Source organism: Mucilaginibacter sp. P2_A5 (assembly GCF_056404995.1).
Map to the genome: position 1 here is coordinate 71,579 of NZ_JBFUCY010000028.1, position 19,943 is coordinate 91,521.

Annotated in this window: 14 protein-coding genes and 1 pseudogene; 9 read left to right on the forward strand and 6 right to left on the reverse strand. The window is 41.3% G+C overall.

Features of this window, described 5'->3' with window-relative positions:
• Positions 1–131: 131 nt before the first annotated feature.
• The gene (locus AC1DXF_RS22165) at positions 132–299 is read right to left on the reverse strand and encodes a hypothetical protein (RefSeq protein ID WP_477450888.1); all 168 of its coding nucleotides are present in this window, start codon (positions 297–299) and stop codon (positions 132–134) included.
• Between the two features lie 244 nt (positions 300–543).
• On the reverse strand, positions 544–711 hold the full coding sequence (locus tag AC1DXF_RS22170) for a hypothetical protein (RefSeq protein WP_477450889.1): 168 nt from the start codon (positions 709–711) through the stop codon (positions 544–546).
• Positions 712–1,038: 327 nt separating this feature from the next.
• On the opposite strand from AC1DXF_RS22170, the gene AC1DXF_RS22175 reads away from it, so the two are divergent.
• A complete protein-coding gene (locus AC1DXF_RS22175; RefSeq protein WP_477450890.1) occupies positions 1,039–1,590 on the forward strand; it encodes a hypothetical protein in 552 nt (183 codons plus the stop codon).
• Positions 1,591–2,217: 627 nt separating this feature from the next.
• Here AC1DXF_RS22175 and AC1DXF_RS22180 read toward each other — a convergent pair.
• From AC1DXF_RS22180 to AC1DXF_RS22195, 4 genes are all read right to left on the reverse strand, one after another.
• Entirely contained in the window at positions 2,218–2,673 is a 456-nt protein-coding gene (locus tag AC1DXF_RS22180; protein ID WP_477450891.1) for an SMI1/KNR4 family protein, read from the reverse strand.
• A gap of 373 nt (positions 2,674–3,046) precedes the next feature.
• Positions 3,047–3,943, reverse strand: a complete 897-nt coding sequence (locus AC1DXF_RS22185; protein WP_477450892.1) for a CsgG/HfaB family protein — start codon at positions 3,941–3,943, stop codon at positions 3,047–3,049.
• 6 nt (positions 3,944–3,949) lie between these two features.
• Entirely contained in the window at positions 3,950–4,984 is a 1,035-nt protein-coding gene (locus tag AC1DXF_RS22190) for a hypothetical protein (RefSeq protein ID WP_477450893.1), read from the reverse strand.
• Positions 4,985–5,501: 517 nt separating this feature from the next.
• Complete coding sequence (locus tag AC1DXF_RS22195; protein ID WP_477450894.1) at positions 5,502–7,154, reverse strand: ATP-dependent nuclease; 1,653 nt, start codon at positions 7,152–7,154, stop codon at positions 5,502–5,504.
• Positions 7,155–7,776: 622 nt separating this feature from the next.
• On the opposite strand from AC1DXF_RS22195, the gene AC1DXF_RS22200 reads away from it, so the two are divergent.
• The 8 genes and pseudogenes from AC1DXF_RS22200 to AC1DXF_RS22235 form a co-directional block, all read left to right on the forward strand.
• Positions 7,777–8,391: an Abi-alpha family protein gene (locus AC1DXF_RS22200; protein ID WP_477450895.1), complete on the forward strand. Its 615-nt coding sequence runs from the start codon at positions 7,777–7,779 to the stop codon at positions 8,389–8,391.
• A 520-nt stretch (positions 8,392–8,911) separates the two neighbouring features.
• Entirely contained in the window at positions 8,912–9,292 is a 381-nt protein-coding gene (locus AC1DXF_RS22205; RefSeq protein ID WP_477450896.1) for a hypothetical protein, read from the forward strand.
• A 121-nt stretch (positions 9,293–9,413) separates the two neighbouring features.
• Entirely contained in the window at positions 9,414–11,981 is a 2,568-nt protein-coding gene (locus tag AC1DXF_RS22210) for a M1 family aminopeptidase (RefSeq protein WP_477450897.1), read from the forward strand.
• A 703-nt stretch (positions 11,982–12,684) separates the two neighbouring features.
• Positions 12,685–15,045, forward strand: a complete 2,361-nt coding sequence (locus AC1DXF_RS22215; protein ID WP_477450898.1) for a TonB-dependent receptor — start codon at positions 12,685–12,687, stop codon at positions 15,043–15,045.
• A 226-nt stretch (positions 15,046–15,271) separates the two neighbouring features.
• Positions 15,272–15,934: an SH3 domain-containing protein gene (locus AC1DXF_RS22220; protein WP_477450899.1), complete on the forward strand. Its 663-nt coding sequence runs from the start codon at positions 15,272–15,274 to the stop codon at positions 15,932–15,934.
• A 49-nt stretch (positions 15,935–15,983) separates the two neighbouring features.
• Positions 15,984–16,505 carry a hypothetical protein gene (locus AC1DXF_RS22225; protein ID WP_477450900.1) on the forward strand — a complete coding sequence of 174 codons (522 nt, stop codon included), beginning with the start codon at positions 15,984–15,986 and terminating at the stop codon, positions 16,503–16,505.
• Between the two features lie 200 nt (positions 16,506–16,705).
• Positions 16,706–19,552, forward strand: a complete 2,847-nt coding sequence (alaS, locus tag AC1DXF_RS22230) for an alanine--tRNA ligase (protein ID WP_477450901.1) — start codon at positions 16,706–16,708, stop codon at positions 19,550–19,552.
• A 79-nt stretch (positions 19,553–19,631) separates the two neighbouring features.
• Positions 19,632–19,883 (forward strand): annotated as a pseudogene (locus AC1DXF_RS22235) (integrase core domain-containing protein); the annotation flags it as partial.
• Positions 19,884–19,943: the final 60 nt, after the last annotated feature.

The following is a 19,943-nucleotide window of genomic DNA, read 5'->3' on the forward strand; positions in this document are numbered from 1 at the left end:
TTGTGAGTAGTGAGTAAGCAGGTTGCAGTAACAAACCACCGGCGACAGTTACTAATGAACCAGTGAACCAATAAACCAACGAGGTTGACCCTTTTTTGAGCCAATCCGTTTCTTCATCATTTTATTGATGCTTATTTCTTTCTTAAATGATCTGGCAGGGGGTGCTTGTGCAAAAATTCTTTGGCTTTTGCAACTTGATCCAAAACAAACGGATCATTGGCATGACTCCTAACATCGTCGCTGACAATGGGCTTACCGTGTCCTTTTTCTGTAACTGTTGTTTTTTTAACTGAAGGCATAATAATTCCTTTCCTTATTCTATATAATCAAATTTAATGCTTTATTTCCTGCCTTTACTGAGGTGTTTACTTTTTTTGATGACCCAACTTACAACGATGCGCCCTCCGCTGTCCAAAGTCTCTGACTTCGGACGATTATGCCGATAGTCTCCGACTATCAAATGATAAGGTGAAACTTGCGCTTACAAAAAACGAGGTTGGCCTTTCTGAGCCAACCTCGTTTCTTTATCATTTTTATTGATGCTTATTTCTTTCTTAAATGATCTGGCAGGGGGTGCTTGCGTAAAAATTCTTTGGCTTCTTCAGCTTTTTTTACAAAGTAAGGATCATTGCTGCGGTCTTTAACCTTGTCGCTAATAATAGCATCGCCATAAAAACCTTTTTCGTCAATCACTTTCTTAATGGTTGGCATAATAACTCCTTTCTTTATTCTTATAACCAAATTTAACATTTTATTTCCTGACTTTACTGAGGTGTTTACTTTTTTTGATGCCCCAACTTACTGCGATGCGCCCTTTGCAGGTTGAAACAGGGCGTATACTTAGCATGCGGGCCACAAGCCGGGGACGCTTGCGGCAGCGGGGCTTAGAACTTAAGACTTTGGGCTAAAGACTCCCCTTCAATGGGTAACTCACCTACTATTTACCATTATTTACAAAGTTTACATTTTTATTTACAATCCAAATTCGTCGCACCGAAAAATGTCAAAGTAGATTTGCTGAATCAATTTTAACAGGATATGAAAAATAAAAGAAATGTTTTGTACAGCCTGGCTATTATGCTGGTTGGAGTAACTTATTTCCCCGTACAGGCTCAACAAAAAAATGGCACTCATCGCGCTGATTTTTCTGGCGAATGGAAATCCAAAGAGTCGATAAGTATGGGCGGAAATATTGTTTGCACATATGACGAGGGTGATCGTATGCTATCTAAAACAATGAAAATAACAGCGCAGGCAGATTTTATGACCATAGAAGTGCCAAACCCGTTTGCTGGCGCAGCGCCTGTTACAAGCCAGGAGAAACTGGCCTTCGACGGTAAAGCGAGCGAAATTAATCATGGCCGGGGAAGAGGAAAGAAGTTTATCGTAAAGTTGTCGGCCGATGGACAAACCATGACTGTTAACTCCATTATACACCTGATGATTGATCAAAAACAAGTATTTGTTAACGTAACAGAGGTTTGGAAGTTGAGCAATGACGGCAAGTCTATTTCTGTTCAGACCAATGCAAAATCAAACATATTCGACAGCGGGCGTTCCTGGAAGACCGTATTCGAAAAAGCCGGTTAGTATACAAAAAACTTGCGCTTTATTGGTGTTGTCACCATAGGTGTTCGGAAGACTTTTTAGTTCCTTTCAATGCTATTAAGTTAAGCTATTCAACCCCGTAGGGGTATAACATTTGTAGAAAAAAATAGAAAATAATGCTCCGTGCCGTAGGTACGGAACTTATGAAGCGTACCTACGGCACGCAAAAATGTTGATTTACAAGTGTCTACAAATGTTTTGCTCCGATGGAGCAACTTGTGAATTCCTTAACTTAATAGCATTGCCCAATTTTAGCGCAAGTCTTGTGCGTTTGGATGTGGGTGGCTGACTTGTGATATGGGGAACTTTTTTAGGACGAGACACTTCATAGAGGCAAAACTTTCAGACTAAGAAAGTCACAAGTCCGCCATCGCTCAATGTCCACAACACAAGACTTGCGCCAAGGAGGGGTTCCTGGAAAACCGTATTCGAAAAAGCCGGTTAGTATTCAAAAACTTGCGCTTTGTTGGTGTTGTCACCAATAAATTTCGGCATGCACACGGCTTTAGCTGCTGACTAAATGCTTTCTTAAGCGATTAACTTTGGCTTGTTGGAGACAACTTCAACAAGGGCGGAGCGAAGGGATGCTTGCTGTAGCCGAGTGGCACTCTAGTATTTATCTTGTATTCGTTTAGTAAGAAATTCTAAAAAATCGTCAGCATATTTAGTATGTTCTCCTGCAAACATTCGACATACTGGATATTCCCCATTATTATCAGCATGGTGTAAATCAAAATAAAAAAACTCCGCCCTGTCAGTTACTTGTATGAGTAATTGTGTCGGGTCAGTGATTTTATTTCTTCTATTTAGTTCATTTACATAAACAACATCACCTCCGATAACCTGATCAAAATCCATCTCATACACACTGAATATTTCTTCACCCAATATCTCTCCGCCGCCATAATTTTTTAACCACCAAACATATGACGGCGCAAAATCGACAGTTAAACGCTCCTGCGCCTTATTAACCCAAAAATCAGATGTCCCATCACCAAAATCAGCGAAATTTACAAATTCTCTGTTTTTATCAATTAATTGAACTATTGACTCGTAACTTTCCATTTTCTGCTAAAATTAAACATTATTACTTCGATAGATTTTTTTTATTTCATTAGCTCGATGTTCCCAATACTTCCCCGATTTTAGCGCAAGTCTTGTGGGTTTGGATGTGGGTGGCTGACTTGTGATATCCGGAACTTTTTTAGGACGAGACACTTCATAGAAGCAAAACTTTCAGACTAAGAAAGTCACAAGTCCGCCATCGCTCAATGTCCACAACACAAGACTTGCGCGAAGGAGGGAAACTTTTTAGGACGAGACACTTCATAGCGGCAAAACTTTCAGACTAAGAAAGTCACAAGTCCGCCATCGCTCAATGTCCACAACACAAGACTTGCGCCAAGGAGTGTAAAAATTGATAAACAAATTATAAACGTCACCTTATTTCGTAAGTTTTTGATTTGCATTGTTCGACCATAAAACTCCCCGTATCAACAACAGTATAGCATCCATCGCAATTGACTAGGCTTTGATCGGCGCGAGGCTGCCTGGTAGCTGTGAAATTGTAACGGCGACCGACAGAAATCAATCCGTTAAGGCATTTGGACTCGCCTGGCTTTAGATCAAAAGTCATTTCCGAATTATATGGATGCATCCCATCTGATAGGTTAGTATAATTAACCAACAAACTTAACGTGCTCTTCGATGAGTTTCTGAAGCAATAATCCCCAATGTGCTGACTTGAGCAATCACTGCCAACGGTTTGTGGATTGTTTCTTTGTTCATTTGAGTTTAGCGACCTATTAAAACCTTGATTTGTACTACTCGTATTGACTCCGAGTAGTTCGTTGATATCTTCATTTCTAAAGACATCGCCCTTAGTTGCCGCCAAAATATTACCATCAACGTCTAAGGCTTGTAATGTGATCTTAATATTTTGCGGCAAAACTGCGATTGTGCCTGTTATTAAAATATTTATATCAGACAGCTTTTTGAATTGCGTGAGTGTTGATTGATTGATAAATCCCTCTGTTCTAAGTTTATTCTCCTTTATAAGCGTGCTTAACAGGTTTCTGTTGGCTACCTGGAATTTGTCAGATAGGTTAATCGAGATATCTTCCGCAACATATTTTCCAATTGGTGATACGCCACCATCAAGATCAGTCAACTCCCAGACTGCCATTTTTAATGATTGATATTTGACGAGTTTTGCTCCTAGTTTGTCAGTTAGAAGTTGCAAGCTGGAATCAAACGATGCATTCGCGCCCTGAGCTTGTGCAAATGGAAGTTTACACGTCAACATCAATAACAAGGCAATAGTTATCTTCTTCATGAGGAATTAAAGTTTGTTTTTTATTATCTGATAAAATGCTTGCAACGCATCATCATTTGCTTCTGAAACAGTCCAGCCATTCCCGTGTATGGTATCGACGAAAGATTTTTCGATAGTTCCTGTTTTCAGGTTCACAAGATTAACAATGTAGCTAAGATCAGAAGTAAGCATATTTGCTTCGATTTGGTTAGTTCTGATTTTGACAGAATGGGTACCTATTAGAAGGTAATCGGCATATTTATTTAAATTAAGCTTATTGATATAATCAAGGTTGCCCATTCTTAGTTGTGTGCCTAATTCGTCAATGTAATAATATGTGGAAAAAAATGATGGCGTAGAGTGGTAGCCCTTTTCAAGGGCAATGCTATTGACTTTGAGGCTAGAGATTTCGTCCAGGCTGCCGTCTTCTAAGGTCAAATTAACAATTACATCTCTGGACTGAGGACTATTGATAAAATACTTGTTTGCAATATAATTTGCACCGGCATGAAAACCTTTAGTTCTCGTAGGTTTCTTTTTGTATTTATTGAGATGTTTTGAATGTACTATAGTGGCGGAATTAACTGGAATGAAGCCGAATACATGGTTTGGTAACATTACTTCATACCAGCCGTTTACTACGTCGTTAACTATGACTAAGCGACCACTTGCGTAATGCTCATTATTTAAAATATTGCTGTTTTCGAATGGCGCTTGTCTAACAAAGACCTCTTCATTAACTGTATAGATCGTACCAGGGATTTTTACCACAGTCCCATTTTCCAAAACAATTTTACCCCCATCGAGTAATTCGGCAAATTTTGTGAGTCGTCCATTTTTTATAATTCCTAAATCGCCAGATTCGATTAGTCTTACGCTACTGATCTCCTCGGCGACCGTTTCAGCGCTAATGACCCGGAGCATCCCCGTTCCTTCTATTTCAAGACCAGCAGTACCTAATTCAGCAACTTCTCCTAGCTCGAGCAAGGCCATACAGCTTGAAAGGAAAAAAATTAACACAAAAATTAAAATTATATTAAAATACTGTGATAAAGGTTTCATGGTTTAGTAATTATCTATTAATCAGATAAATATCCATTTATTTCTTTTTAATTCCAATAAATTATTCATTTATAATTCTTGCAATAGTGTTGAGCTTTACCGTTTCATAAGTTGTTTAAGCAATCCATAAAAAGCGATTGCTATGTATAAAGCATAATTGGTTACACCCCATAAAGAAGTCGCCTCATTCATTATTGGTTGGTACAAAGGAATTTCGCCAAGATTCGTTTGAGTAATAACGACGCTTTGTTATAATAATGAGGGTAAAGGGCAAAAAATTGAGGTTTTAGTAGAATCGGATATTAACCGTTTTTGGACGGAGTTTCAGATGTATCGGATTTGAATTTGCGGGTTATCACGCCAAAAGATGCCGCTTCCTTTATCTTAAAGGCATTGGACAACCCCAACAAGGGCGGGGAGACGTTCCAAAGTGCACTCTACGGACGGCTTGGGCTTCGAACAGATGTAATCCTTTAAATCTAACAAATCTATGTTCAGACAACACTGCGTTAGCGATCTAAACGAAACTTAAATCCCAACAACGATTGAGCGCGGTCAAGCATATGGGCATTTCATTTTCAAATTGCACTTGGGTAACACATTGACCAACATGCTTTGCCAATTGCACTTTTTTCTTGCCATTAAATATTCGTTTATCTTTTTCATTTCTTTGATCCAATTCCTCCTGTGTCTTTTTCCAAAGACCATGACTTTCGTCTCTAAAATTCGGATAATACTGCTCTAAGTCTCGTGCCGGAAGTTGAAACCATTGATTATTGTCCATTAGATGTCTATTGGTCGCAATGAAGTCTTTAACACCAGCGCGTGTTTTTTCACTTGGTTGGTCTAACAAAATCACAATCCTATCTTTGTAAATACTGATTGATAGTGGTGAAAAAGCTTTAGATATAGAATTTATTGTTCGTTCAATTTGATCTACGTCACCATCTGCTTTAATTATTTGAATTGGTGGTTTATCGGGATAAAAGCGCTCAATAACTCTGATTAAAAATTCATATTCAGCTACACCCTCAACGATTAGGAAATTTCGAGGGAGCAATAAGTCTGACGGACTACCACCTAATAATTCATATATAATATAGGGCTTCTGCCTATCTGTAGTTGCTTGAATTTCTGTTTTGCCATTGTGCTTTTCAGCCTTGAAGATAGTTTGGTTGTCTTCGTTATCGGCTACAAAAACCGAAGAGTGAGTGTTAATAAATACCTGATCATTATTTTGCGACAAGGAATATAAAACTGTCTTTAATTTCCTTTGGGCTGTTGGATGGAGATGCAATTCCGCCTCATCAATGAAAAACAGAAAAGTTTTTCCAGCTTCGTCACGGGCTTTCCTAAAATCCGCATAAGCCTGTATAATTGCAAGCATCAACGCCCTCTGCATACCATCACCCTTTTCTTCAGCTAATGTTTCAATTCCGTCATTAACAGTCGTATCAAAATTTTTCAATAAGTCATCGAAAACGGGGGCTGAAACCTCAAACTTTACCTTTGTGCAATCTGGGAATTGCTTTTCAAGATGTATCTGTACGCTATTGCCAACGTTTTCAAATTCCGCTTTTATCGCCGAGCCGTCGTCCTCAAATAACTCTTTAAATTTTCGTTGAAAGTCCTGATATTGCTCGTTTTCTTCAAGAATGATTGACAAGACACCGGACAGCATTATTCCTATAGGCGTACTCTTTGCATATTTTGCAACGCTTTCGTAGTATTGACGCGTATGTACATATTCAAACTTCGGCAAAAAGTCATTTAATGCAGCATCAAAGCCGGTGCCGGTATTAACTTCATTTCCCGCTACAAGCACTGTTCTGCTTTTTATTTCGCTTGAACGTGAAACGGTAACCTGGTCATTTCCATTAAGTACCTTTTCAATTTTGGTTTTATTAGCTTGGTTTCTCATGACTGCGGCACCTGCCAAAGCTTCAGAAAACTCAATTTCAATTACGATTTCTCTATCTACGTCTCTTTTATATTTTAAATCTTTTGGGTTTACCCCTTTCCCTGGTCCGTTAAAAAAATATTCGATAGCTTCAAAGAAATTTGTTTTACCACAATTATTTTGGCCTACAATTATATTGAAATCGGTTGCTGTAAATTCAGTCTGTTCGATAGAACGAAAGTTTTGAATTTTAATTCGGGAGATTTTCATGATTTTTATAGGTTTCTTCGGCTGGTCGAATTTAGATATAAATTAGTGTATAATAGATACACATATAAATAATACAAAGGATTTTCCAATAAGGCATCATGTAATTATAGGCAGCAGATACCCTCCGCTGTCCGATTCACCGACCTCGGATGACTATGCCTATCGTCTGTGACTATAGAATGATAAGGTTATAGATGGGTAATTGATAAACGAATAAAGTAATCGGGCAAAGGCGGTAATAATCCTGTAAATAAGAAACTATAGGCTTAATGGTTCGTCTGTTCTAACAGATTTTAAAGTTAGCCAAGAGAGGCTTAGCTTAGCCAAAATTTGCTAATGACTAAACGAATCGCCAACTTGAGGTCGCAATTTGCGACATCAAAACGGGGCGGCAGAAGAAAACTGCTGTATGTTTTTACAGAGCACGCTAAGGTTATAGATCGGCAATTACTTAATGTAATACAAAACTATTGTGCAAAGGCAGCAATAATTCTGTAGTCAGGAACTACAGGCATAGTTGTTCGAAGCCAGGAGATTTCGAACAGCGGGTATTGTTACCAACAAACCAATCAATGGTGGTCGTTATTATTATGGAATAATTCTTAATTTCACTTGAAAAAATATGATGACGCCAGCTGAAACCGAAGCCTTAAAAATTACAGCCAAAACTGCAGAGGGATTGCTTTCTCGATTACTTGGTCCCGTAGCTGATGTCTATGGGCAGATGATTGCCGCCAATAAGCAAGTGAGGCTTCTTGAAAATCAAATTAAAAATTTCAAGAAAGTTCAAAAAATAATTCAGGATAATGAAATTACTATAAAAGATGTTAACCTGAAAGTTCTGTTTCCTTATTTGAACGGCGTTGCTTTAGAAGAGGATGAAACTTTACAGGAGATGTGGGCTAACCTTTTTACTAATTATATTGATGCTTCAAAGAAACTCGTTGTCACAGTTTATCCAAGCGTGTTATCGCAATTGTCGAGCGACGATGTTGAAATAATAAAGTACATGATAGAGGGTAAAAAAAATTTACCAGTAGGCCGCTGGCTTCAGGTCGATCATGATTTTCAGCCCGAATCAATTGCCAACCTTGAGCGTTTGGGTATAATTGCGGAAGTTCCTAACCTTTCACAATATGATTCAGGTCCCGGACACCCTGCCATAGAGCAACTAGCCCCTGAAGAATATTTCTTAACCGATTTTGGCAGTCATTTTTATAATTCTTGCAAAAGATGATTTCACTAATCGTTCAATAATTAAGTTATCGGCTTTACGGAAGTTGGATCTACTAATGTAAGCGCAAAAGCTTATTGAAGTTCTTAGGGAAAGATTTTTGCCCCCTCCCCAGCTCCCGCAAGTACTTTTTGTGCTGCCGCCTCCAGACTTGTGTGCCCGCAAGCAAATTACGATTTTGCAGTAAACCCTCAACTTCACAATTTCCCCACCTCCGCGTTAGGGATATTAGCGGATACCTGCCTCGCGCCTAATGCCTTGTGCGCGTATGAGCGTTTAGCCCGGCCCGCTTCTACCAGCGGGAACGCCCGGTTTAGATATGAGATATTAGATTTGAGACTTAAAACAACAGGTGAAAGGTTAAAGGCGAAAGGCAAAAATTCTTCGCTGTCCGATTCTCCGAGTTCGAACCATTATGCCTATATTCTGCGGCTGTAGAATGATAAGGTTTTGATCAACCGTGTAGTCAGAGACTACATGCATAGTAGATCGAAGTCTCCGACTTCGATCAGCGGAGGTAATTATGAGGAAAATAATATTATTACAACTGTTTTTATTGGTAAGTTGTTCGATTTATAAAAAAGATGTACCGACAATAGCGTTACATCAAGTTAGATTTTCAATATCGCCATATATCGCAAAAAAGGAAGGTAAATATTATCTCATTTACCAGGTAGATACTACAGGCGAAAAAATATTAAACAGACTAATCATAGGAGAAAAAACAGTAAATAATAAATTCTATTATTTTTTTATTGGGAAATCAAGCTTTAGAGAGTACAATAACATGATCATAAGACCTTTTAAAGCAGATGCCTATAATATTTCTTTAATTGATGGAGGTTTATGTTTTTGGTTAAACCCGGATAATTCTGAAGTCAAGTTAAAAATCATATCTGAATAGAAATGGGTTGAAGTTTCGGTTGACAATATTTAACGCCGCTGTTCGAAGTCTGGAGACTTCGAACAGCGGTTTGTTCTTTTGACTTTCGACTCAAAACCCAAAACTCAAAACAACCAACCATATGAAATTATCTAAACTGATACTGTTTTTGTTGAGCTTAAATGTTGTGGTATATGCACAGCAACGTGTTAAACCTGTACCTGTTGAAACGGGGGTATCGTACGGGTTGGCGCAGTACAGGCATTCGGTAATCAGTAATGTGGAATATGACCTGTCGTTTTTGGTGCCTTTGAAACGGGCTGATGATATTGCCGGTGTGGCGCATATCGCATTTGATTTAAAAAATGCCGGCCAGCCGCTGCAAATTGATTTTAAGCAGGATGCGCAGCACATTAAAAATGTGCGGGTGGCCCAGGGGCAGGTAATCCCTTTTGAGGCGAAGGACGAACATATCATTATAGATACTAAATATTTAAGGGCCGGGCATAATGCTATCACGATTGATTTTATTGCCGGTAATGGATCGTTAAACCGTAATGATGATTATTTGTATGCCCTATTTGTGCCCGACCGGGCCCGTACCGTTTTCCCCTGTTTTGATCAGCCGGATTTGAAAGCTACTTTTAAATTAAGCCTGAGGGTGCCCAAGGAATGGAAAGCGTTGGCCAATGGCAGCGTAAAGGATGTAACTGATGAGGGCGACTTTAAGCATTATGTTTTTAATACCAGCGACAAATTGCCCACCTACCTGTTCTCTTTCACCGCGGGCGCGTATGCTGATGTAAGGCATATGATAGGCGGGCGCAGTGCCGAATTTTTGCACAGGGAAACAGATTCTACCCAGATCAGGTTAAGTGTCGATTCGATATTTAAAGCCCACCGGGATGCCATTAGCTTTTTAGAAAGCTGGACGGGCATACCTTACCCTTTTCAGAAAGTGGGCTTTGTGGCCATACCCGATTTTCAGTTCGGCGGCATGGAGCACCCGGGCGAGGTGCAATACAAGGCCTCGGGCTTGTTTTTGGATGAGGGGGCCACCAAAGATCAGTTCATCGCACGGTCTAATTTAATCTCGCACGAGACGGCGCACATGTGGTTTGGCGATATGGTGACCATGGAGTGGTTTAACGATGTGTGGATGAAGGAGGTGTTTGCCAACTTTATGGCCGATAAGGTGACCGAAAAACTAATGGGCGCCGAAACTTTTAACCTTAAATTTTTGCAGGACCATTACCCGGCCGCTTACGGAGTGGATAGGACGATGGGCGCCAACCCCATTCGCCAGCAGCTGGATAATTTGCAGGATGCGGGTTCGCTTTACGGCAATATTATTTACCACAAAGCCCCCATTATGATGCGCCAGCTGGAAAGCCTGATGGGGAAGGCCAATTTTCAGCAAGGCATCCGCGAGTACCTGAAAAAATATGCTTACGGCAACGCTACCTGGCCCCAGTTGATTGCCATCCTGAGCAAATACAGCACCGCCAACCTGTACACCTGGAACAAGGTTTGGGTAAGCCAGCCCGGCAGGCCGGTGTTTGATTATAAAGTGAGTTATAACGATGGTAAAATCGGCACTTTTAACATCAGCCAGCATCCTGAAGTTGGCGCGCCACGCATATGGCCGCAGGTATTTAATATCACGCTGGTGTATCCTGCTTACAGCAAAACCATCCCGGTGAATATGAACGCGCGGCAAATTGTACTAAAGGCAGCTGCCGGTTTGGCGAAGCCGCTGTTCATCTTATTTAATGCAGACGGCATGGGTTATGGACTGTTCCCGGCGGATAAGGTGATGACGGGCAGTTTATTCAATTTAGACAGCCCGCTGCAACGTGCTTCGGCTTATATTAACGGGTACGAGAATATGCTGGCCGGGCGTGCTTTTAAACCGGCTGAACTATTAAAGCTTTACCTGCACGGCATCAGTATCGAAAAAAATGAAATGAACCTGCGCCTGCTTACCGGCTATATTACCAGCATATTCTGGACCTTCACGCTGCCAAAAGACCGGCTGATTTTAAGCACGGAGCTGGAGCACACCCTATGGCAAGCCATGGAACAGCAAACAGCGCCGAATAACAAAAAAATACTGTTTGGCGCTTACCAAAACACCTGTTTAAGTGCCGAAGCTAAAAGCCGCATTTACCAGGTATGGCTAACCCAAAAGCCACCCACGGGCGTTAAACTGGCCGAGGATGATTATACGGGTATGGCGCTTTCCATCGCCCTTAAAAGCGACACTGTTACTTCGGTATTAAAGCAGCAGCAAGCCCGCATCAGCAATCCCGAACGCAAAAACAGGCTGGCTTTCCTGGCGCCCGCCCTCTCGCTGAATGTGCAGGAACGCGATGCCTTTTTTAACAGCCTGGCCGACCGAAAAAACAGGGCAAAAGAGGCCTGGGTTACCACAGGTTTAAGCTATTTAAATCACCCGTTAAGGCAAAGTACCTCCATCAAATACCTGCCCAAAAGTTTGGAACTGGTTGAAGATCTTCAGCGTACCGGCGATGTGTTCTTCCCGCAATCGTGGCTGGGGGCGGTGTTTGGTAGTTATCAGACTAAAGAGGCTTACCAAATTGTGCGCGATTTCCTGCAGCGGCATCCTGATTATAATCCTAAGTTGAGGGATAAGATATTGCAGGCTACTGATAATTTGTATCGGGCGCAGGGGATATTGGAGCGTTGATTTTAAATGGAGGTTTTAAGTTAAGGAATTACTAACGATTTAAATATTGAACACTGAATGTCCAATATCGAATAATGAAGGAAAAATTTCGGCGTTCGACATTCAAAATTCATTATTCGATATTATTTGCCCTTCTGTTTTTCTTAACTTATGGGCTAAGGCCCGTGCAGTATAAGCGGATAGCCCGGGCCGCAGGCAATACCCAAAATATTCAATTAACCGACTATGCTTATCCGATGAAAGTGCTATAAAGGAATGCCGGGGTGTTCCAAAATAACGCAGCGTTATAGTAGTTAAAATTTAACCAATGGCTAAATATATCTATTAGGTATCTGATTTTTAGATAGATGCGTGTTCCGCCTGTGTCGGGGTTGAAAAAATGTTAATGTATTGATAATCAATGCTAAAGTGTTCCAGTGCATTAAATTGCGTTCCGGGCGTTCCGGTGGAACACTTCAATAAAAAAGCCACTTGCTGAGGGTAGCTTTTTTATAAATATCCTGACAGGGGGATTATTCTTTGTCTGTCTCCTGCTGTCGGGGCCGCCGGCTTCAGATGGCCATGTCTATAGCCTGATCAGGCTATAGGCTAATAATAATTAAGTAATATTTTTGTTTGCGTTGCCGTTAAATGGATGCCGTTTATTATAATTGGCAATTATATCAATGTGTTAAAAATACACATATCAGTTACAACCAATTAAATGAAAAAAACACTTACTTTATTTGTATTGCTTATACTTTGTATTATAGTAAAAGCACAAACTATTGCCCACTTATCGGGCACCATAACCGACGAAAAAAGCCAGGGAATTGCCGGCGCTACGGTTTACCTGCTGAATACCAATTACCGTACTATTGCCGATAAGGACGGTAAATTCTCATTGAAAGATGTTACCTCGGGAAGTTATATCCTGCACATTAGCGCTGTTGGCTATGCAGCTAAAAGCCAGTCGATTATTTTAAGCGGCACTATGCGCCCAATCAGTTTTCAATTGAAGGATGCCAGTAACCAACTGGATGAAGTTACCGTAACGGCTCAAAAATACGAAGAGGACGCCCAAAAGGTACCTTTCAGCGTTACTACCTTATCGGCCAAACAAATAAAAGACTACCGGCTGTGGGATTTGAAAGACCTGACTGCCATAGCCCCCAACTTAAACTCCGGCAACTCCGGCGATGGCCGCAATGTTAGCGGTATCAGGGGGATAGTTACCACATCATATGACCCTGCCGTAGCTACTTATGTTGATGGTGTAAACCAATACGGGTTAGATACTTACATACCACAGTTGTTGGATGTGGATAGGATAGAGGTATTGCGCGGCCCGCAGGGTACCTTATACGGCCGTAATGCTACCGGCGGTGTTATCAATATCATTACCAAACAGCCATCAAACACCGTAAGCGGTTTTGCCGGGCTCGATTTTGGTAACTACGGACAGCAGCGTTTTACACTGGGCATAAAAGCACCGTTGATAAAAGATAAACTGTTTTTAGGCGTTGCCGGTGTTTATTCGGGCTTTAATGGTTTTTATACCAACACGTTTGATAACAGCCACTTCGATAAGCAACACTTTTTTTTAGGTAACTATTACCTTAAATTCCTGGCTACATCAAAACTGGCATTTACACTGAACGTTAAAAACTACAATAACCGTAATAACGGCGCTTTTACATTAGCTGGTTCGCCGGATGATGCGTTAAGCAACCCTTACCAGGTAAATCAGAACGCGAAGACCAAAATGATCGATAATACCTTCCATACCTCGCTGGCTATCAATTACTCGGGCAGCGATTTTAACTTTACCTCGCAGTCATCATACCAGGTAAATAACCGTTACTATACCAAACCTATTGATGGCGATTTTTCACCCATCGACGCGGTATCGGTAGTAAACAACTATGGTGGCGATTGGAATAAAGTACGTACAGGCATCCAGGAGTTTAGGTTTACTTCGCCTGCATCGTCAACCTCTAAATTAAAATGGACTGCAGGTGCCTACGGTTTTTACCACTACGCGCCCAACAAACAGGGTACTTATTTTGGCGCCGATGCCGCAGCCGTAGGCTCGCCGATAACCAATTTTACGAGTATCAATACCAATGTCGACAGGAATTTTGGCGTGGCTGTTTATGGGCAGGTAACCTATGTTGTTAGTCCGCAATTTGATATTACCGCAGGTTTGCGTTACGATCATGAACATAAAAAAGAAAGTGTGAAAGGCGAGTTTCAGCCCGATGGCGGCGACGCTATGGTTACCCGGTCGGATACTTCTTCATCAGCCAATTTTAAAGCATTTTCGCCAAAACTTAACCTGGCTTACCATTTATCGGCCAATAATAGCCTGTATGCAACTTACAGCCGCGGCTTTAGGGCCGGCGGTATCACCGAGCTGGGATCAGATCCATCATCACCACCACTATACACCTTTAAACCCGAGTACAGCAACAACTTCGAAGTTGGATCAAAAAACAACTTTTTTGATAATAAACTGCGTGCAAACCTGGCTTTGTTTTACACCCGTGTTACCGATGCGCAGGTGCCAACTTTAATATTGCCTGATGCTATTACCGTAACCAAAAACGCGGGCAAGCTAAGCAGTAAAGGCGTTGAAGTAGAGTTGAGCACTACACCATTAAAAGGCCTGGAAATTGAAAATAACTTTGGCTACACCCACGCCCGCTATACCGACCTGGCGGTTGGCAGTAACGGCGAAATAGTTAATTTAAAAGGCAACAAACAAATTTACACGCCTAAGTTTACCAATATGCTGGCATTGCAATATGGCTACGCGCTTGGCGGCCCACAAAAAGCAAGATTAGTAGCCCGTGGCGAATGGCGTTACCTTGGCGACCAGTACTTTGACCTGGCCAACAATATTGAACAAAAAGGCTACAGTAAATTCAATGCTAAAATTGGTGTCGACACTAAAAACTTTAGTTTGTTTTTATGGGAGAGCAACATAGGCAACAAAAAAGCTATTGACTATGCTTATGATTTTGGCGCTACACATTTAGGTAACCCACGGGTTTACGGGGTATCGGTTGCTGCCAATTTTTAGTATATACTTCGCCTTTATAAGGGTGAATAGTTGAATAAAAGGTGTAGCCTGCAACATGCATAGGTAGCAGCTTATGATATCGCACCAGCAAATTTCATCATGAAAACATTGGGGCCGCCGGGAACTTACCTTCCTGGCGGCTTTCGTTTTAATTGTTATTTTGATAATAGTTAAATAAATATTAGCTATGTATCTTTAACCCGCAATAACAACGTATTTTTTACCTATGAAAAAACTTATCGCAATTATAACAGCTGTCGTGCTATTAGGTACTGTTACCACTAAGCTTACTGCGCAAGCAAAAAACACCGGAAAATCGCTAAAAGTATGGCTATTGGATGGGGTAAACTTAAAAAGTAACCCTACCGACAAGAGCAAAACCCTCGCGAATATTCCTTATGGAACTATTGTAAAGCCCGTTAAATTAGCTGGAGACCCTAAAAAATTTACGGTAGATTTTAATACAGCTGCTTTAAAAGAGCCGTACAAGCTGAACGGCAAGTGGATAAAGGTGGAATTTGATGGCAGGCAAGGGTACATATTTGATGGCTATCTATCTGCCATGCCCGTTTTGGAAAAGGATGATCACGGCTTTGTAGAAACAGAAGATGCTTACCTGAAGCGCAATTACGGGGTTTTAAAAATCACAAAAAGGATACCCAAAAAAGGAGCCAAAGAAACAAGCATTTATTACAAAAACGGGGCAGTAACTACCGAGACCTATTTTGACGGATGCGCCGACCATAAACTGCTTTTAAAGAACATTAGTTTGGATGAAGCAATGCTTTTTGAAAAGGTATTACATAAAAATGCAGATGCTGCACAAGATATTAAGGTTGAAAAACAGCAGGGTGGTGGGGTGAAAATATCATCGTACGATTGTGATTGATATTGTTTAAATTCGATTTTATTTAAACCGGTCTAAACCGTTACCGCTCATGAAAAAATCTGCCCTGCTATTCGTGCTTTCATGCTTTGCCATGGTGCAACCAACCGTCGCACAGGTGGTAACCAAGTATGGCGACAATGTGAGTACGCTTGATGGTATCATGAAAGCCTATTATGATGTAGTAACTGTAAAAAAAGGCGAAAAGGTAAGCTACGAGCGTGACAGCCTGCTGCATATTGCCAATGCCCATGTAGGCTCGGGTTATATTGATAAGCAAGGCAAACAAAAGTTTAGTTATATGACGTTGAAAGAATATCACCGCCGGTCGGATGATATGCTTTCACGCGATGGTTTTGACGAAAGGGAAATCTCCCGTAAAGTAGAACACTTCGGCAGTATATATCATGTTTTCAGCACTTACGAATCGCGCAATGTTGCAGGTGGCCCGGTAATAGAGCGGGGCATCAACAGTATCGAACTATTTAACGATGGCACCCGCTTCTGGATCCTGGCTTGGTTTTTCGACGGCGAACGGAAAGACAACCCGATACCGAAGGAGTATTTGAAATAGTAGCAAGTAGTTAATATCGGGATTGGAAAGTCCGGAAGTTGGGGAGTCCGAAGCCTGAAAGTCGGGAAGTTAGTCCAATACTAATTTCCTGACTTTCCGGCATCCTAATTACTTTTCTTACTTCGCTGCTTCGCGACTTTTCTAACTTTCGGACTTTCCCGACTTTCGGACTTCCCGACTAATAACTACATTTGCACACTATGACAGCTACCGAAATACGCCAGGCTTTTCTTGATTTTTTTGTTTCAAAGGGACACGTTATTGTTCCTTCGGCACCAATAGTAATAAAAAACGACCCAGCTTTGATGTTCACCAACGCGGGGATGAACCAATTTAAAGAAGTTTTTTTGGGCGATGCTCCTGCTAAAGCCCCTCGCGTGGCCGATACCCAACGCTGCCTGCGTGTAAGCGGCAAGCATGATGATTTGGAAGAAGTAGGTATTGATACCTATCACCACACCATGTTCGAGATGCTGGGCAACTGGAGTTTTGGTGACTATTTTAAAAAAGAAGCCATCGCCTGGAGCTGGGAACTACTGACAGAGGTTTACAAACTACCTAAAGATCGTTTATACGTCACCTATTTTGAAGGAGATGAAAAAGAGGGTCTTCAAAGAGATACTGAAGCCTATGATCTCTGGAAAGCTTTAATTGACGAGAGTCATATTGTCCCTGGTAATAAAAAGGATAACTTTTGGGAAATGGGTGAAACAGGTCCGTGTGGCCCTTGTTCTGAAATTCATTACGATGGACGTCCCGACAGTGAGCGTATGGAAAAAGAAGGAGCATTATTGGTAAATGCTGATGATCCGCAAGTAATTGAGATCTGGAATAATGTATTCATGCAATACAATCGGATGTGGGGAGGTGTTAATGGAGGCCTTGCTGAATTCTCAGCGTCGGTAGATTTGGATTATATTAAGGAATGGAAAACAATTAATCTCTATCGATTTACCAAATTGGTGGAGCTACCGGCAAAGCATATAGATACTGGTATGGGCTTCGAACGTTTAGTCCGTGTGATCCAAGGTAAAACATCTAATTACGATACCGATATTTTCCAGCCATTAATCCAATTCATATCTAAAGAATCAGGTATTAGATATTTAAACGATCCTAATGATCCAAATCCAATCGTGGGTGGAATTATGGGGATGGTGCAGTCTGATATGTCAGATATCGCAATGAGAGTAATGGCTGATCATATACGTGCTATAAGCTTTGCCATTGTAGACGGACAATTGCCCTCCAATAATAAAGCAGGATACGTCATACGTCGGATACTAAGACGTGCAGTTAGGTATGGATATCAATATTTAGGGTTAAAAGAACCATTTCTAAATAAATTGGTACCGGAGTTGGCAACGCAATTTATTGGTGTTTTTGATGAATTAAATAAGCAAAAAGATTTTGTTCAGAAAGTGATATTAGAAGAAGAAGCATCATTTTTAAAGACATTGTCTTCCGGTATAAACAAGTTCAATGAATTAGTTTCAGATTTTACGATGTATAATAATGGAACTTTCATTATGGATCCGACTCTTGACACAAGAAGTACAGTTGAAGCGCATCAAAAATATTACAAATACATAGAAAATAGACAGATACCCGGTGAAATTGCGTTTCTCTTATCTGACACTTATGGATTTCCACTAGACTTGACGGAATTGATGGCCCGTGAGCAAGATTGGACTGTTGACGTGAAGGGATATGAGAAAGCCCTTCAAATTCAAAAAAACAGATCGCGAGGAGCCACTGCCATCGATACCGGCGATTGGATTACCCTCAAAGACGACGAGACCTCCATCTTTACCGGCTACGACGAAACCGAAACCATTTCCCACATTGTAAAATACCGCAAGGTAACCGCCAAAGGAAAAGAGCAATACCAAATCGTGCTGGATAAAACCCCATTCTACGCCGAAAGCGGTGGCCAGGTAGGGGATAAGGGCGAACTGGTTTTCCCGGATGGTACCATTATTTTGGTAACCGATACCAAAAAAGAAAACGGTTTAACCGTTCATTATGTAGATAACCTGCCCGAAGATATTGAGGATGCTTTAACCGCCATTGTCGACCCTGCTTTGCGGGGGCAAACCAATGCCAACCACTCTGCTACGCACCTGCTGCATGCCGCCATGAAACAGGTATTGGGTAGCCACGTAAACCAAAAAGGCTCATTGGTAAACAGCGATTACCTGAGGTTCGATTTTTCTCACTTCGCCAAAGTTACCGACGAGGAACTGGCGCAGATTGAAGCTATCGTAAACCAAAAAGTACGTCAGAACATCCCGCTGAAAGAAGAGCGCAGCGTACTGTACGCCGAAGCCATCACCAGCGGCGTAACCGCCCTGTTTGGCGAGAAATATGGCGAGTATGTACGCGTCATCACTTTCGAAGATGAGTTTAGCAAGGAGCTTTGCGGCGGTACCCACGTACAGGCTACCGGGCAGATAGGCTTCTTCAAAATAATTGCCGAAAGCGCCGTAGCAGCTGGCGTACGCCGCATTGAGGCCATTACCGGTGTTGCTGCCGAGGTGTTTATCACCAACCAAAGCCGAATGGTAGACCAGCTTAAAGATTTGCTTAAAAACCCTAAAGACCTCCCAAAAAGTATAGAAAGCCTGCTGGACGAAAATAGCAAGCTGAAAAAAGAGATAGAAAAAGCTATTCTCGAAAAATCATCAGGCTTAAAAAACGAACTGGCACAAAAAGCGGAGGCTGTTAATGGCATCAACTTCATTGCCCAAAAAGTAGCCCTGCCCAATGCCGAAGCCATTAAAAACCTGGCCTACCAGTTAAAAGATATTGTACCCAACCTGTTCCTGGTACTTGCCGCCGAGTTTGACGGCAAACCAAGCCTAACGGTTATGATAGCCGAAAACCTGGTAAAAGAAAAAGGCCTGCATGCCGGCAACATCGTAAAAGAACTCGCCAAAGAAGTAAAAGGCGGCGGCGGCGGCCAGCCATTTTTCGCAACCGCAGGCGGCAGCGATGTAAGCGGGCTGGATAATGCATTGATGAAAGCGAAGAGTTTTGTTGTATAATATTATAAACCATGTCATACGAGTGAGCACCGGCTCAGTTGGAGAAAATAGCAATTGACATGGTTGCAAATCGGGTAACCCGAGAGATAACGCTATTGCTGAACGCGTAAATGGCATCTTAAAGATGGAATTGCTAAAGCCGGTATTTACAGACCTGGATGCTGCAAGAAATGAGGTAACAAAGGCTATAAACATTTACAACTATCTAAGGCCACATAGTAGTATATCAATGCTTACACCAGCATTGGCTCATAGTATGATAATAAAACTTGTGCGAAACTGGAAGACTTATTTTCCGACAAGATCGGCAAAAGAGGTCATGGCTGATTAGTTGTCCACAAAAACGTTATCGTTTTTAAAAAGAAAAAAAGAAGCAAAAAAAGAAAAACGT